At 37.2% G+C, this 15,195-nt stretch carries 12 protein-coding genes; 10 read left to right on the forward strand and 2 right to left on the reverse strand.

Features of this window, described 5'->3' with window-relative positions:
• Positions 1-4 precede the first annotated feature (4 nt).
• The 10 genes from ACILP5_RS06760 (at position 5) to ACILP5_RS06805 (ending at position 14,030) form a co-directional block, all read left to right on the forward strand.
• The gene (locus ACILP5_RS06760; protein ID WP_395617897.1) at positions 5-1,477 is read left to right on the forward strand and encodes a RagB/SusD family nutrient uptake outer membrane protein; all 1,473 of its coding nucleotides are present in this window, start codon (positions 5-7) and stop codon (positions 1,475-1,477) included.
• A gap of 107 nt (positions 1,478-1,584) precedes the next feature.
• Positions 1,585-3,711, forward strand: coding sequence for a DUF6259 domain-containing protein (locus ACILP5_RS06765; RefSeq protein WP_395617898.1), 2,127 nt, complete (start codon positions 1,585-1,587; stop codon positions 3,709-3,711).
• 24 nt (positions 3,712-3,735) lie between these two features.
• Positions 3,736-4,491: an SDR family NAD(P)-dependent oxidoreductase gene (locus ACILP5_RS06770; protein WP_395617899.1), complete on the forward strand. Its 756-nt coding sequence runs from the start codon at positions 3,736-3,738 to the stop codon at positions 4,489-4,491.
• Positions 4,492-4,494: 3 nt separating this feature from the next.
• Positions 4,495-5,727: an MFS transporter gene (locus ACILP5_RS06775; RefSeq protein WP_395617900.1), complete on the forward strand. Its 1,233-nt coding sequence runs from the start codon at positions 4,495-4,497 to the stop codon at positions 5,725-5,727.
• A gap of 28 nt (positions 5,728-5,755) precedes the next feature.
• Positions 5,756-6,532 (forward strand): SDR family NAD(P)-dependent oxidoreductase, encoded by a 777-nt coding sequence (locus tag ACILP5_RS06780; protein WP_395617901.1) that lies wholly within the window; start codon positions 5,756-5,758, stop codon positions 6,530-6,532.
• A gap of 5 nt (positions 6,533-6,537) precedes the next feature.
• Positions 6,538-7,269 (forward strand): MBL fold metallo-hydrolase, encoded by a 732-nt coding sequence (locus tag ACILP5_RS06785; protein WP_395617902.1) that lies wholly within the window; start codon positions 6,538-6,540, stop codon positions 7,267-7,269.
• Positions 7,266-8,435 (forward strand): galactonate dehydratase, encoded by a 1,170-nt coding sequence (gene dgoD, locus ACILP5_RS06790; protein ID WP_395617903.1) that lies wholly within the window; start codon positions 7,266-7,268, stop codon positions 8,433-8,435. Before ACILP5_RS06785 ends, dgoD begins: the two co-directional genes overlap by 4 nt.
• 37 nt (positions 8,436-8,472) lie before the next feature.
• Positions 8,473-11,400 carry an FAD-binding and (Fe-S)-binding domain-containing protein gene (locus tag ACILP5_RS06795; RefSeq protein WP_395617904.1) on the forward strand — a complete coding sequence of 976 codons (2,928 nt, stop codon included), beginning with the start codon at positions 8,473-8,475 and terminating at the stop codon, positions 11,398-11,400.
• 45 nt (positions 11,401-11,445) lie between these two features.
• Positions 11,446-12,843 carry an alpha-L-fucosidase gene (locus tag ACILP5_RS06800; protein ID WP_395617905.1) on the forward strand — a complete coding sequence of 466 codons (1,398 nt, stop codon included), beginning with the start codon at positions 11,446-11,448 and terminating at the stop codon, positions 12,841-12,843.
• A gap of 32 nt (positions 12,844-12,875) precedes the next feature.
• Complete coding sequence (locus ACILP5_RS06805) at positions 12,876-14,030, forward strand: acyltransferase family protein (protein WP_395617906.1); 1,155 nt, start codon at positions 12,876-12,878, stop codon at positions 14,028-14,030.
• A gap of 162 nt (positions 14,031-14,192) precedes the next feature.
• On the opposite strand, the gene ACILP5_RS06810 is transcribed toward ACILP5_RS06805, so the two are convergent.
• Positions 14,193-14,432 carry a hypothetical protein gene (locus ACILP5_RS06810; protein ID WP_395617907.1) on the reverse strand — a complete coding sequence of 80 codons (240 nt, stop codon included), beginning with the start codon at positions 14,430-14,432 and terminating at the stop codon, positions 14,193-14,195.
• 1 nt (position 14,433) lies between these two features.
• A partial coding sequence (locus ACILP5_RS06815; RefSeq protein ID WP_395617908.1) for a DUF3871 family protein occupies positions 14,434-15,195 on the reverse strand: 762 nt, incomplete at its 5' end.

Raw genomic sequence — 15,195 nt, forward strand, 5'->3', positions numbered from 1 at the left:
GAAAATGAAATCTTTAAAATATTATTCATTGTTTTTTACTGCTATCTTTTTTCTTTCATCTTGTAATGATGTATTAGAAGAAATTCCTCGTGATCGACTAACTTCTGAATTGTTTTACAAAACAAAATCGGATGCTTTGGCTGCGGTTAATGCAATTTATCAACCCATCAGAACAACTGCATGTATGGGTCAATTTTATAATGCTCAACAAGATGTGATGTCTGACTATTCGACGGGAAGAGGGTCGTATATACCTGTTGGTAATTATCAAGGATTGGATGCCACTAATATTGGTCGTACTTCAGGAATTTGGATACAATTTTATGCCAGTATTAACTATGCTAATATTGCTATTCAACAAATACCGAATATTCAGATGAATACAACGGAGCAAAATGCCTTAGTTGCAGAAGCAAGATTCATGAGAGCGTTTTGTTATTATCAATTAGTTCGAAATTGGGGGGCAGTTCCATTAAGATTAGAACCTACAACTTCAGAAAAGCAAATTGCCGCTCCAAGGGCTTCCGTTGCGTCTGTTTATAACGCAATCATTGAAGATTTGAAAGCTGGAGAAACAGCATTACCAGATGCTGCGCCTCAAGCAGGTAGACCCAATAAATTAGCTGCTACGGCTATGTTAGCTGATGTATATTTGACCCAAGAAAAGTGGGAATTAGCTAGAGATAAATCCGAACAAGTTATATCATCAGGGAAATATGCTTTGGTTGAGGTATCTAAAGCAGATGATTTTGATAAAATATTTGGTGCCGGAGCATCCAATAACACTGAGGAAATATTTCATTTGAAATATAATAATCAAAATGGTAACGGATGGCCATTTTTCCTCCTTTGGGATAGAACTGTTTATGCTCCATATGGTGCTTTTGTATTATATTCTATACCAACAAATCCATTTATTAGAAATTGGGACAACAAAGATTTTAGAAAACAATTTGATATATTTTCAACATATGTTGATAGAGTTACTGGTAAACTAGAAACATTACCAGCATCTACTCCAATATTATATTCAAAGTATCGTGATCCTGGTGCTCCTACTAATGCAAATTTTGCGAACGATTATCCTTATTTAAGATATTCTGAAGTATTATTGATTTATGCGGAGGCTGCCGCAATGGCAAATAAAACACCTACTGCTTTAGCAATTGAGAGATTAAACATGATCAAACGTAGAGCTTACGGTCTACCTTCAAAAGTTCAGTCATCTTTAGATTATCCTTCAACAGGTTGGGACCTTGATTCTTTTAGAGATGCGGTTATTCAAGAAAGAGGATATGAGCAATTCATGGAGGGAAAGAGATGGTTAGACTTGAAGCGTACAAAAAAAGCGGCTTCAGCTATCTTAGCTAGTAAAAATATAGTTATTAAAGAATCACATTACTTGTGGCCAATTCCTCAACAAGAGATTGATACAAATCCATCACTATCTCAAAAGGATCAAAACCCTGGCTATTAATTTTATATTTTATTGGGTACTCAACCTTAGTACCCAATAAAATATTCATTTTTCAAATTATCACCATGAGAATAATTAGGATCATAATTCGATGTAATACGATTTTTTTGTTTTTATTTTTTATTCATTCTATTGCTGCGCAGCAAAGTTTTCAACTTAAAAATGAAAAAATAGAGGTCTCTATTGATGAAAGTGGAAAATTAGTAAAACTCATTAATGTACAAACTGGAAGAAACTACGCCTCTGGTAAACCTTTGTGGAGATTGTATTTTGACAGTAAAAAACGAAAAGATAATGAGGTGTTTGCTAAAGATAATTCACCTTTAGTATATCAGAATGGGAATCAAATTGTCATCCAATATAATTCTTTAGTTATCAAAAATGAAAGAGTCAAAATTGGCCTTATATTAAAGGTTAGCCTAGAGGAAAATCAAATTCGATTTGCATCTGAGTTGAAAAATAATCAACCTCATTCTATCGTACGCGAATTACAATATCCGCTCGTTGCAAATGTTCAGTTGCCTTCAGATCATCAGCTTTTAACAACTTTTTGGGGCGGTCAAATTTATAAAGACCCCAAGAAACAAATAAAGGCCGCTAATTCAGGCTTCCCTCCATATTATCCTCCTTCACAGTATTTTTTGCAGATGGACCAAAAATATCCTCAAGGGTTAGCATCTAATTGCTTTGCATTTATTGGGAAAACGGAAGGCGTTTATTTTGGTAGCCATGATAACACATTTGAAGATACTGGGCACGGATTAAGACTTTATCCGAGCAAAAAATTTGTTTTTGATGAATTAGAGGCGGGTTTTTATAAATATCCTAATTGTCTTTTTGGAAAGACTTGGACATGTGAGGCTAATGTTATAGCACCTTATTCCGGCACATGGCATCAGACATCTAAACTTTATCGCAATTGGACTAATACCTGGTGGAAACATAGAGAAGAGCCGTCTTGGGTGAAAGAAATGAAAGGCTGGCAACGAATTATATTAAAACATCAATACGGAGAAACGTTTTTCCCATATTCTGATATCTCAACAAAGATTAAGCGTGTTGGTGATGGAGTTGGAATAAATACCGCCTTCATATTTGGATGGTGGAAGGGTGGCATGGATAATGATAATCCTAACTATACAGCAGATGTTGAACAAGGGGGTGAATTAGCCTTGAAAAAACAGATAGCAGGTTTTCAGCAAAATGGCGGCAAAGTGTTATGGTACTACAATGGTCGCTTAATTGATAAAGCATCAGATTATTATAAAAATGGAGCCGGAAAATTAGTAGCAATTCGTGATAACACGGGTTCTGAAGTAAGTGATAATTATAAATTCAGAGGACCTGGTACCTTCACTGGAAGCTATGACTCTAGGACTTTCGCTGTTGCTGATCTAAGAAAACTTACCTGGAAGAAGAAATTATTTGATATGGCTGATCAGACCATTCGATTAGGGGCTAATAGTGTATTTTATGATCAATTGGGTGGAGGTGATCAATCTTCATGGGACTTAAGCAAAGAGTTTCCAATTCCAAACCTTAGAACTATTCATGATAAGGCTTCAATACTTAATGAGATTCATAATTATATAGATACAAAGGACAAAAATCTAGCTTTAGGCATAGAAATACTTACTGATTATACAGCTAATCAAGTTGATTATGTTCATGCTCGATATGGAGCAACAGAAGTATTAAATCCTGATTGGGAGTTAAATGGTGAAAAACCACGCACAACTAATTTTGTGGATTGGTTTAGATATACATTTCCAGAGATTATTTTATCAGATCGAGATATTAGGGACGATACTGATATTGAACGTCGTGTAAATCACACTGTATTGAAAGGCCTGAGAAATGACGTAGAAATTTATCGTTGCCGTGCCCTAATCGACGAAACCCCCCACTATCAAGATTACTTAACGCAGATTAATCAACTTAAAGATAAATTCAAGGATCTCCTTTTAATGGGAACATATCTCGATACTGAGGGAATAAATCATACAAATGGTGATATCGAAGCTCGACGTTTTCAAAATGGCAATAAAATGGCAATTGTATTAACTCAAAGCCACCTAGCATCTGCAAGAACTATATTGAACATTCCACAAGGATATGATTTTGTAGAATTTGGTAAAGTTGGTTTAGTTGACGTGGCTACTAATAATAATGTAGTAGAAGTCAATATAAAAAAACACGGATTAGTAACCATCGTGTTTAAAAAAATGAAGTAATACTTACAATAAAATATTATTAAAATGACTTTAGAATTAGCGGGGAAAATAGCTTTGGTGACTGGAGCTGCTCGAGGTGTAGGAAAAGGAATTGCATTAGTATTGGCAGAAAAAGGTGCTGATATCATAATTAATGATAAAAACATGAATTACGATGGCGAGGCATTAGCAAGTCAAATTCAATCAATGGGGCGAAAAACTATGCTTATTGAAGCTGATGTAAGTATTGAGAGTGAGGTTAAGGATTTGTTTTCTACCATAAACAAGGAGTTTGGGAGATTGGATATTTTGGTAAACAATGCTGGTACTTCACAAGCTAAAGATATTTTTGAAGCATCTTTAGAAGATTGGCAATACATCATTGATACTAATCTTACAAGTTGTTTTTTGTGTTCAAAGGAAGCAATGAGCTTGATGGCAAAACAAAATTCGGGAAGAATAATTAACATTAGCTCTGTTGTAGGTGAGCGTGGTGCATTGTTTGGGCATGTACATTATGCTGCTACTAAAAGTGGTATGCTGGGAATGACAAAAACACTTTCTAGGACTGGAGCACCTTTGGGAATCACAGTTAATGCAGTTGCCCCGGGGATTATTGAAACGGAGTTGTTATTTAAAACGCATGGCCCAGAGGGCGTTGAGAAACTAAGTGCTACCATACCTTTAGGTCTTGGAAAACCTCGCAGTATTGGTTTGGCAGTTGCCTATTTAGCAGGCGAAGGCGGTAATTATATTACAGGTACTACTATTGATGTCAACGGTGGCATTAACATGCGTTAAGCAATGCAAAAAAATGACAATTATAAATGGGAGGTATTAGCACTTCTGTGGTTAGCTTATTTTTTGAATCAAGCAGACAGGCAGGTTTTTAATGTTGTAATGCCATTAGTTAAGGCTGAGTTAAAACTTACAGATGTCCAGATAGGAACCATTGCAACGATTTTTAACCTTGTATATGCTTTATTTGTGCCTGTTGCTGGGTACATTGGAGATATATATAGTCGTAAGTGGGTGATCACCCTAAGTGTTCTTTTTTGGAGTACGGCAACCATGTTTACAGGCTTAGGATCAACTGTGTTTTCGTTGATTATGTTGAGAAGTGTGGCAACAGGTGGCGGCGAGGCTTTTTTTGGACCAGCAAATTATACTTTATTGGCAAGCTATCACAAAAATACCCGTTCATTAGCCATGTCAATACATCAAACTTCCTACTATTTAGGCATTATATTGAGTGGCTTGATTGCTGGATACGTCGGGGAACATTATGGGTGGCGTAATGCTTTCTATATTTTTGGTGCTGTAGGCGTTGTACATAGCCTAGTACTTTTTTATAGATTAAAAGATAATGATGTACACGATGAGCTGAAGCAAAACTCCCGAGTAAAGTATACGGATGCTTTAAGAGTTCTTCTAAATACTCCTTCTGCCATAGTCTTAACCATTTCATTTAGCGGTTTAATTTTTGTGTTAGTTGGGTATCTTACTTGGACTCCCACTTATTTATATGAGAAGTTTAATATGAGTATCACACAAGCAGGTTTTCAATCTATGTTTTACACACATTTGTTTGCTTTTTTGGGTGTGATTTTGGCGGGTAAACTATCGGATAATTGGGCTAAGAAAAACCCTTCAATCCGTATGTTGATGATGGGGATAGGTTTACTAATTGCAGTGCCATTTATTGTGTTAATGGGGAATGCCAATAGTTTGATTCTTGTTTATTTAGGTTTTGCAGGATTTGGATTTGGCAGAGCATTTTTTGACGGGAATACTTATACGGTATTGTATGAAATAATTCCGGAGAAATTTCAATCCTCAGTTTCTGGAATCATGCTAATGATTGGATTTTCTGTTGGTTCTCTTTCCCCTATCATTTTAGGATACTTAAAGCCAATATTAGGTTTATCTATGGGAATTTCATTATTGTCTTGTGTCTGGATTTTTTGCGGTATTTTACTAATAATTACAGCAAAGTATCAGTTTATAAAAGATAAAAACAAAGTCCTCGAATTTTGATTTTTTAGTAAACCGTATAATTAATAAAATGAGATTTAAGGAAAAAGTAGTACTGGTAACAGGAGCTACTCAAAATACCGGGTTATTTATTGTAGCTCATTTTATAAGGGAAGGAGCCTTTGTAATTGTAAACGGGATTTCAAGTGCAGAGATAGAAAATGGCAAAAAACGACTAAATGAATTAGGATTAAACGCAAGTTTGTGGATATCGGCGGATATTTCAAATTGCAATGAAGTCATTGACATGTTTGTTCAGATCAAAAGCAAATTTGGAAGAATTGATGTACTTGTAAATAATGCCGCACACCTAGGTGTAGGTGGTAAATTTGAAGAAATTTCGATTGATTTTTTTCTGGAAGTTTTAAAAGTTAATCTTTTAGGTACATTTCAGGTGGCGCAGCAAGCAGTGAAAATGATGTTAAATCAAGTTTCTAAAGGGGTAATCATCAATGTTGGTTCAAATGTTTCAACGCAATCAATTCATAATCGAACAGCATATGTAACGAGTAAAGGTGGCATCGATGCACTTTCACGATCGATGGCAATAGACCTTGCACCTAAAGGCATTCGAGTCAATATGGTGGCGCCTGGATATATTTATTCAAACCGGTGGGATTCATTACCAACTGAAGTGTATAATCGTCGAAAAGCAAATATTCCAATGAGTGCAGAAGCTTCAGGTGATGACATCGCTGAGGCAGTTGCTTTTTTGGCGTCAGATGCTGCAAAAAACATTTGTGGTGAGCGTCTAATTGTAGATGGAGGGTGTAGTGCTCAATTATTTCCTCTTGATGTAGATAAATAATTTATATGATGATTGATAATAACATTTTAAAATCAACATGGCTTGGACAAAGTGGTTATTTGTTTGAATTTAATGGCCAGCGCTTATTAATAGACCCTTTTTTTAGTGACATTGTTGAAGAAAAAGAAGGATTTAAACGTTTGATGCAGCCACCAATTTCTATAGAGAAATTAAAGCCTTCGGCCATATTTATTACACATAATCACCTTGATCATTTTGATCCGATTACTTTGCCTGAAATTCATACTTTTTATCCTGCCATTTCTATATTCGGTCCTGAAAGTGTAATGAAAAAGGCTAGTGAAATGGGATTCAACCTCTCTGTAATGAAACAAATAAACAAGGGGGAGTCTAAAGATGTGGGGAATTTTAGGATAACGGCTACTGCAGCTTATCATAGTGATCCATTTTCTGTAGGTTGTTTGATTGAGTTTGGAGAAAAAATGATTTATTACAGTGGAGATACGATTTTAACAGAATCTCTTTTGGATGATATACTATCGTTAACTAATCGAAAGATAGACATTGTGTTTATCGTAATCAATGGTCGTCTGGGGAACATGAACGTGTATGAAGCAATTGAATTAACGGCCAAAATCAATCCAAAATTAGCCATACCGATGCACTATGGTATGTTTGCAGAAAATACGGAGGATCCTCAAATTTTCATTGATGGATGTAATAAATTAAATATCAAGGCAAGTGAATTATCGCTTGGAAAAGAAACAGAATTATGAAAATAACAGGAATAGAAACATACATCTGCCATGCATATCGCACTAATTGGGTTTTTGTAAAGGTGCTGACCAATATAGATGGTTTGTATGGCATAGGCGAAGCAACATTAGAATATAAAGAGCATACCGTTGCTCAAGCATGTAAAGAATTAGAAAGAACGCTTGTTGGGAAAGATCCACATCGAATTGAGGAAATTTGGCACAGTGTGTACCGTGATGCCTATTGGCGAGGAGGAGCAGTTTTGATGTCAGCATTATCTGCCGTTGAAATGGCCCTTTGGGATATAAAGGGGAAAGATTTAGGCGTTCCGGTATATCAGCTATTGGGAGGTAAAGTGAGAGAAAGTGTTCCATGTTATGCAAACGGATGGTTTGCTCCAGCAAAAACTCCTGCTGAATTTGCTGAAAAAGCTAAGGAGGCGGTTGGACAAGGTTTTAAAGCACTAAAGTGGGATCCATTTGGTAGTTCATATCTTCAGATTGAACGAAAGCAACTTAATGAGGCTATCGAATGTGTAGGTGCTGTGTATGAAGCTGTAAAAGAGAATGCTGATATTATAATTGAAGGTCATGGAAGATTTGATATTCCGACTGCAGTTAGAGTTGGACATGCTTTAAGTGACTTTGATATTTTATGGTTTGAAGAACCGATTCCTCCTCAGAATTTGGAAGGATTAGCAGAAGTAAAAAGAAGGGTAAATGTGCCAATTTCTGCAGGGGAGCGTTTGTATAATCGTTGGGAATTTAGAAGTTTATTTGAATTAAAAGCTGCAGATTTTATTCAGCCTGATGTCAGTCATGCTGGGGGAATAATGGAATTGAAAAAAATTGCTGCGATGGCAGAAGCTTATCATATACCTATTTGTCCTCACAATCCAAGCGGTCCTGTTGCCAATGCTGCGACACTTCAATTAGCCGCTTGTGTCCCCAACTTCTACTTGTTAGAAACCATGAGTAGCGATGTCCCATGGCGAAATGATATTAGTACTGAAGACGTAAAATTTGCGAATGGAGAAATGTTTATTTCTGATAAGCCTGGTTTAGGTATCGATATAAACATAGAAGAAATTAGAAAACACCCTTTTGAGCCTAAAGAATTGCGTCATTACAAAGGGACTTTGACTGACATTCGACCAAAAAATTCTCAAAGTTATTTTAATAGATGAGAATATTGGGGGGCAACAAATGTGCTCTTAATAGTATATGATTAAAGAATTTAAACAACTCGAGCAAAATTTACAAGGAGAGTTATATTATCAATCTTCACCTTACGATTCTGCAATAAGGCGAATTTATGCAACTGATGCGTCGGAATATCAGGAGCAGCCTTTAGCAGTAGCGATACCTAAAGAAATTGAAGACTTAAAAAAGCTTATCCAATTTGCAACCGAAAATAAGCTTTCTCTTATTCCCAGAGCTGCTGGTACATCATTAGCTGGACAAGTTGTAGGGAATGGCATTGTAGTAGACATTTCGAAGTACTTTAATCAAATCATTGAAGTAAATATATCTGAAAAGTGGGTTAGGGTTCAACCTAGTGTGATTCGAGATGACTTAAATGCGTATTTAAAGCCATTTGGATTGATGTTTGGACCCGAAACATCTACCGCAAATCGAGCGATGATCGGTGGAATGGTGGGGAATAACTCCTGTGGTTTGCACTCTATCATTTGGGGAGATACACGTGAAAATCTCTTAGAAACACAAGTATTACTCTCAGATGGCAGTCAGGTAACATTCAAAAATTTATCAAAATCAGCGTATCAAGATAAGCTAAATCTACAATCAAGAGAGGGGGATATTTATCGGGCACTAGATGTATTAGTTTCTGATCCAGAGAATCGCATGTTGATTGATGCTGGATTCCCAAAGTCCACGATCAAACGAAGAAATACAGGATTTGCCTTAGATGAAGTCGCCCGCATGGTTGAATTCAACTTTAGCTCAACTTTTAATTTAAACAAGTTAATTGCTGGTTCCGAAGGCTCCTTATGTCTGATTACAGAAATTAAACTTAAACTAATTGACTTGCCACCTGCCCATGTGGGTATGGTCGCTATTCATACACATACATTGAATGAAGCCTTGGAAGCTAATTTAGTAGGTCTTGAACATCAATGTGCCGCATCAGAATTAGTGGATGATTTCATTCTTGAATTTACCAAGTCAAATGTTGAGCAGTCTAAAAATCGATTCTTTATTGAAGGAGAACCCAAGGCCATTCTAATGGTGGAGTTTTTTGGGGATACTGAAATAGAAGTTTTGAATCATTGTGACCAATTAATTAGTCATCTAAAGGAAATAAATCTGGGCTATGCATTTCCCATTTTATTAGGAGAAGATTCTAAAAAAGCCTGGGAAGTTCGAAAGGGAGGTTTGGGATTACTTAGAAACTTACCAGGGGAAGAGAGGCCTGTAAATCTCATTGAGGATTGTGCCGTGGATCCAAAAGATCTACCTAGCTATATCGCTCAATTGGAAGAAATCTTGGCTAAGCACCAAGTGAAATATTCCATGTATGCACATGCAGGAGCAGGCGAATTACATGTAGAACCTATACTGAATTTAAAGTCTGCAGAAGGTGTCAAGAAGTTTAGAAGTATACTCAACGATACAGCTCATTTGGTTAAATCTTTTGGTGGATCACTTTCAGGAGAGCATGGAGATGGAAGGTTGCGTGGTGAGTTTATCCCTCTAATGATGGGTCAGGAGTTATATAGTTTGTTCAAACAAGTTAAAACTATATTTGATCCAAACGGAATATTTAATCGAGGTAAGATTGTCGATACGCCACCGATGGACACATTTCTTCGATATTCCATTGATGAAAAACCAAGAGATATTCAAACAGTATATGATTTTAGAAATCAAGGTGGGATTTTACGATTAACTGAAAAATGTAGTGGTTCAGGGGATTGTAGAAAAACTGAAATTACTGGAGGTACCATGTGCCCAAGCTTTATGGCTACCCGAAGTGAGCAGGATACCACCCGTGCTAGAGCCAATATTTTACGGCAATTTTACAGCAGCGAACAAATAGATTCTACGGTTTCTGAGAAGGAAGTTAAAGAGATTTTAGATCTGTGTTTATCGTGTAAGGCGTGTAAATCAGAATGTCCTTCTAGCGTAGATGTTGCTAAAATGAAAGGTGAGTTCATGCAAGGATTTTACGATAACCACGGTACTCCTGTTCGAACCAAGTTGATCGGGGGTTTTGCTAATCAAATGAAGTTAGCTTCTTTGGCCCCTTGGGCGTATAATTTTCTAGTGGATACTCCATTGCTACGAAAGAATTTGAATCGGGTGATTGGTTTTCATCCTGAGCGAAGTATGCCCACTTTATCGAAGTATTCCTTGTACCAGTGGTATAAATATGAATTCAAACAATCTGTAACTGAAAAAAAGGTATTTGTCTATTGCGATGAGTTTACAAACTACAACGATGTTGAAATTGGTAAAACGACATTGTTATTGCTTCAAAGATTGGGATATTTTGTGGAAATTCTCGAAAGCTCAATAAGTGGCCGTTCCTATTTATCGAAAGGGTTGATTAGAAAGGCAAAGGAAATTGCCATTCGGAATGTTAGTTTATACAAAGATCATATTTCTGATCAAACACCTTTAATTGGAATTGAACCATCAGCCATTCTTTCCTTCCGAGATGAATATATTGATTTAGTGCCAGATGAATTAAAAGAAACGGCTAGGCAATTGGGGGCTAATTGTCTAATGTTCGAGGAATGGTTTTGTCGCGAGATAGATTCAAAAAATATCAAGCAAGACCAATTCACTCGTACAAATCAACTCATTTATTTGCATGGACATTGCCATCAAAAATCTATTGCTTCTATGACGCCTACTAAAAAGGCATTGTCGCTTCCTGTTGGATATGAAGTTAGATTGATTAATTCAGGATGTTGCGGAATGGCAGGTTCATTTGGTTATGAGAATGAACATTATGATGTTTCCATGAAGGTTGGAGAGCTTGTATTATTTCCCAAGATTAGAAATTTATTAGAAAGTGAAATCATTGTTGCCTCGGGGACAAGTTGTCGTCATCAAATAAAAGATGGGACGGCGAGACGAGCATTACATCCTGTGGAGGTGTTATTTGATGCGCTTAAGAATTAAACTTAAACTACTGAATTATATAACACCTATTAAATTTAATTTATCATGAAAAGAGTAATTTTAATCATCGTCATCTTGTTGACATTTCATTTGGGTTTTGGCCAAAAAACCTATCAAATTAACTGGGAATCTATTGACAGTAGACCTGTCCCAGCTTGGTTCGAAGATGCCAAATTTGGCATATTTATTCACTGGGGATTGTATTCTGTTCCTGCATACAGTCCAACTGCTAGAGATAAAGTAGGTGTTTATGATCGATATGCTGAATGGTATTGGAAACGTTGGCAAGAACCTAATCGCGTACAAAAGTTTTTCACTGATTATCAAACAAAACAATTCGGAGCGGATGCTAAGTATCAAGATTTTGTAAAAAACTTCAAGGCCGAAATGTTTCAGCCAGATGAATGGGCGCAATTATTCGAAAATGCTGGGGCAAAGTATGTCGTCTTGACTTCGAAACACCACGAAGGATTTTCGCTTTGGCCATCGAAACAATCATGGAATTGGAACGCGATGGATGTTGGTCCGCACCGTGATTTATTAGGAGATTTGACCAAGTCTGTTAAGAATAAAAATATCAAAATGGGCTATTATTATTCCTTATTGGAATGGTATAATCCCTTGTACAAGAAAGAAACGCTGAATGAGTACATCGACCAACATATGTTTCCACAGATGAAGGATTTGGTGAATACCTACCACCCTGATTTGGTTTGGACAGATGGCGAGTGGGATTATACGTCGGATAAATTACGCAGTACCGAATTTTTATCCTGGCTCTACAACGATTCGCCTGTGAAAAACTCAGTCGTAGTCAATGACCGTTGGGGTAAAGAAACGCGTAGCAAACACGGTGGATTTTACACAACGGAATACGATTTAGTACACGATGGCGATGCCAATGGATTGGATTTTGGTAAACCCTGGGAAGAGTGTCGCGGAATCGCGGGATCATTTGGCTATAACCGAAACGAGAATTTGGAAGACTATTCAAGCTCAGAGCAGCTGGTACACATGTTGATTAATAAGGTGGCCCGTGGTGGTAACTTATTGTTAAACATTGGGCCAACTGCAGATGGGCGGATTCCAGTGATCATGCAGCAGCGATTGACTGACATTGGATCTTGGTTGAAGGTAAATGGGGAGGGTATTTATGGCACACGCAAGTGGGCGAATGGCCCTAAAGTTACGCCAGAAACAAAACAATATTTCACCCAAAAAGGCAACGATTTATATTTAATTACAACTGAATTTCCATCGGGGCCATTGCAGGTCGCTGGGATTAAAAAGCCCGTTTCTGTGAGTTTATTGGGCTCAAATGTAAAGATCAAATCAAGTTTCAAAGGAGGTATTTTAACCATCGCTCCTCCAGCATTAACTCCAGGGACAAGTCCTTGTCAGTATGCGTGGGCAATTAAGTTAACAGGCGCTTTAATGAACTAATGTAAACCAAGAAAACTTAATCATACGTAGCTATGGACAATTTAAAAATACCAGTACAACGCTATTATAAACCTGAGCTGGATGTTCTTCGGTTATTTGCTTTTCTATTTGTCTTTTTTGTTCATCGAATGGACCTAGCTCCCATTAATGGGAAAGAATATTACTGGGCATTTCACCTAAGTCTTATTGGTAATTATGGCGTGCCACTCTTCTTTTTTCTCAGTGCATTTTTGATTACCGAGTTATTAATTAGAGAGCAGGAAGGCTTTGGGCATGTTGACGTTAAATCGTTTTACATTAGGCGTATCCTGCGTATTTGGCCTCTTTATTTTACGTTTTTCTACCTAATGGTTGTGCTAACTTGGACGACACCTATTTTTAGCACGCCCATACCTTCAGGTACGCAAATCGCATTCACATTTTTTTCTGGTAATTGGAACATAACATTTAACAAATGGCAGTCTTATTGCATAAATCCATTGTGGAGCGTGTCGGTTGAGGAACAACTCTACATCATTCTTCCCTTGATTGTTTATTATGGTGGCAAAAGAGGCTTGAAGATATTCTCTTTTGTAGTCCTAGTTATTTCGTACCTAACCATCATTTATTATGCGCTGAATCCTACGTCGGGATTTAGTGGTCAATGGACAAATAGTTTTGTTCAATTTCAATTTTTTGCCGCTGGTATTTTGTGTTCTGTATACTTAGGGGGCAAGCAACCACAATGGGATGTTACAACTCGAATTATGTTGTTTGTTGTAGGAGTGGTTTGCTGGTTAATCGCCTCAATTGTATGTGAAATCAATGCCGACGCACCTCATTTGGCAACCATCTCACAATCTGTATCGGGATGGATATTCATTCTTGCAGGAGTGATGCTGATGTTTTTTTCTCTATTGGGAATAGCATCGAAATACCTTCCAAATCCGTTCATGTACCTAGGCCGCATATCATACGGAATGTATATCATGCACATTACAATTTACTGGATTACGTATCAGATATTTAAAGATGATCTGGCTTTGGTAAGCGAGAAAATGGGATTATTGAATTGGAAAAATGAGGTTGGCTTTGTTTTGGCATTTATGATTACTGTTTTATTTGCCACCTTGTCTTATAACTTTTTTGAGAAGCCTTTTTTAAAGTTAAAGAATCGATTTACGCTGGTGCCCTCGAGAGAGATTTAAGAGGATGGTAGATTTAGCCGTTGGTCTACTCTTTACATTAGAAATACATACTTTATAGATGATATAATGAGTTTAATTAGTTTTTAGATTAAGGGTTGAATGAAAACAATTTTGATTCTGATCAAACTAAACCTCCCGAGATATTCCCGGGAGGTTTTTTGTTTAAGTACCCACCCTAAAGAAGTTGTAAGGATACCATTTTCCTGATATGCAGAAAAGAATCTTGTGTTCTTCGCTTTTCAGTATTGCATCAATGTACACTTTGGTTCCTTTGGGAAGATTACCCACTTGACGAATCACTTCTGCTCTTATGGGTGTGTAGAGTTCAAGGATAACCCCTTTGGTTGTAATAACCAGTAGGACATTTGGATGCAGAAACTCGACTTGCTGTTTCTTTGCCATGCTAATTCAGGTACCAGTTTGTGCTACCACCTACAAGTCCTAATTGAACCTGATGAGTGAAATCAAAGGCATTCACGCTTCGTTCTAGGAAACTATCGACGTAACTTGATTTGTTGGCACCCGTAAACAAATTGTACATCCTCCATAAGTTAATATCCCCTGCATCATTACGACAGAAGCTTTGGTCATGGAAGTAATCTTTTGCAACCGAACCAAGTTGTGTATCTGTAAACAAGAGAGGTGGTATCTGCTTCTTAATCTCATTGGGTAGGTAATTATACAAGCGTGCACGACCTAACACCTGGGCAAATTGAGCTTCAGTGAGGTGATGTTCTGTTAATCGCTGCATCGCGCTCAGGTGTTGTTCAGGATTGTAATGGCTAATCATTGACATAATGGCATCCATTAGCTCTCCTTGGCTTCTAACCACGAGCTTCACCTGCGCACCGTCTGACCAAACACAAAGGTTACTGCACACCTTGACAGAGAAACCAATGAATATCTTGAAATGCTCTGCAAATCCTTTCTTATTATTCAGCTTATCATCCCTGTAGCATTTAACTCCTCCTATGGTTAAACTAAGTGTCTGCCCATCAATGGTTCGTTGGATGCTGGGTATTTCGAAAACAAACATGGCCCTCTCGTAATAGATGGTCTTTTCGTCATCCTCTAGCTGATTAGCTGGTTTGTAGCGTGCTTCTGGTGTTCTTCCTTTGATGGGATGAGAAACACGTATGCTAGGAGAGAGAATATCTTCCCCCTT

The organism is Aquirufa sp. (assembly GCF_044239315.1).
Lineage (GTDB): Bacteria > Bacteroidota > Bacteroidia > Cytophagales > Spirosomataceae > Aquirufa.

What these genes read in the sequence shown, in the direction of transcription:
- ACILP5_RS06760 (WP_395617897.1), top strand. Translation starts at nt 5, where the DNA reads ATGAAATCTTTAAAATATTATTCATTGTTTTTTACTGCTATCTTTTTT.
- ACILP5_RS06770 (WP_395617899.1), top strand. Translation starts at nt 3,736, where the DNA reads ATGACTTTAGAATTAGCGGGGAAAATAGCTTTGGTGACTGGAGCTGCT.
- ACILP5_RS06775 (WP_395617900.1), top strand. Translation starts at nt 4,495, where the DNA reads ATGCAAAAAAATGACAATTATAAATGGGAGGTATTAGCACTTCTGTGG.
- ACILP5_RS06780 (WP_395617901.1), top strand. Translation starts at nt 5,756, where the DNA reads ATGAGATTTAAGGAAAAAGTAGTACTGGTAACAGGAGCTACTCAAAAT.
- ACILP5_RS06785 (WP_395617902.1), top strand. Translation starts at nt 6,538, where the DNA reads ATGATGATTGATAATAACATTTTAAAATCAACATGGCTTGGACAAAGT.
- dgoD (WP_395617903.1), top strand. Translation starts at nt 7,266, where the DNA reads ATGAAAATAACAGGAATAGAAACATACATCTGCCATGCATATCGCACT.
- ACILP5_RS06795 (WP_395617904.1), top strand. Translation starts at nt 8,473, where the DNA reads ATGATTAAAGAATTTAAACAACTCGAGCAAAATTTACAAGGAGAGTTA.
- ACILP5_RS06800 (WP_395617905.1), top strand. Translation starts at nt 11,446, where the DNA reads ATGAAAAGAGTAATTTTAATCATCGTCATCTTGTTGACATTTCATTTG.
- ACILP5_RS06805 (WP_395617906.1), top strand. Translation starts at nt 12,876, where the DNA reads ATGGACAATTTAAAAATACCAGTACAACGCTATTATAAACCTGAGCTG.
- ACILP5_RS06810 (WP_395617907.1), bottom strand. Translation starts at nt 14,432, where the DNA reads ATGGCAAAGAAACAGCAAGTCGAGTTTCTGCATCCAAATGTCCTACTG.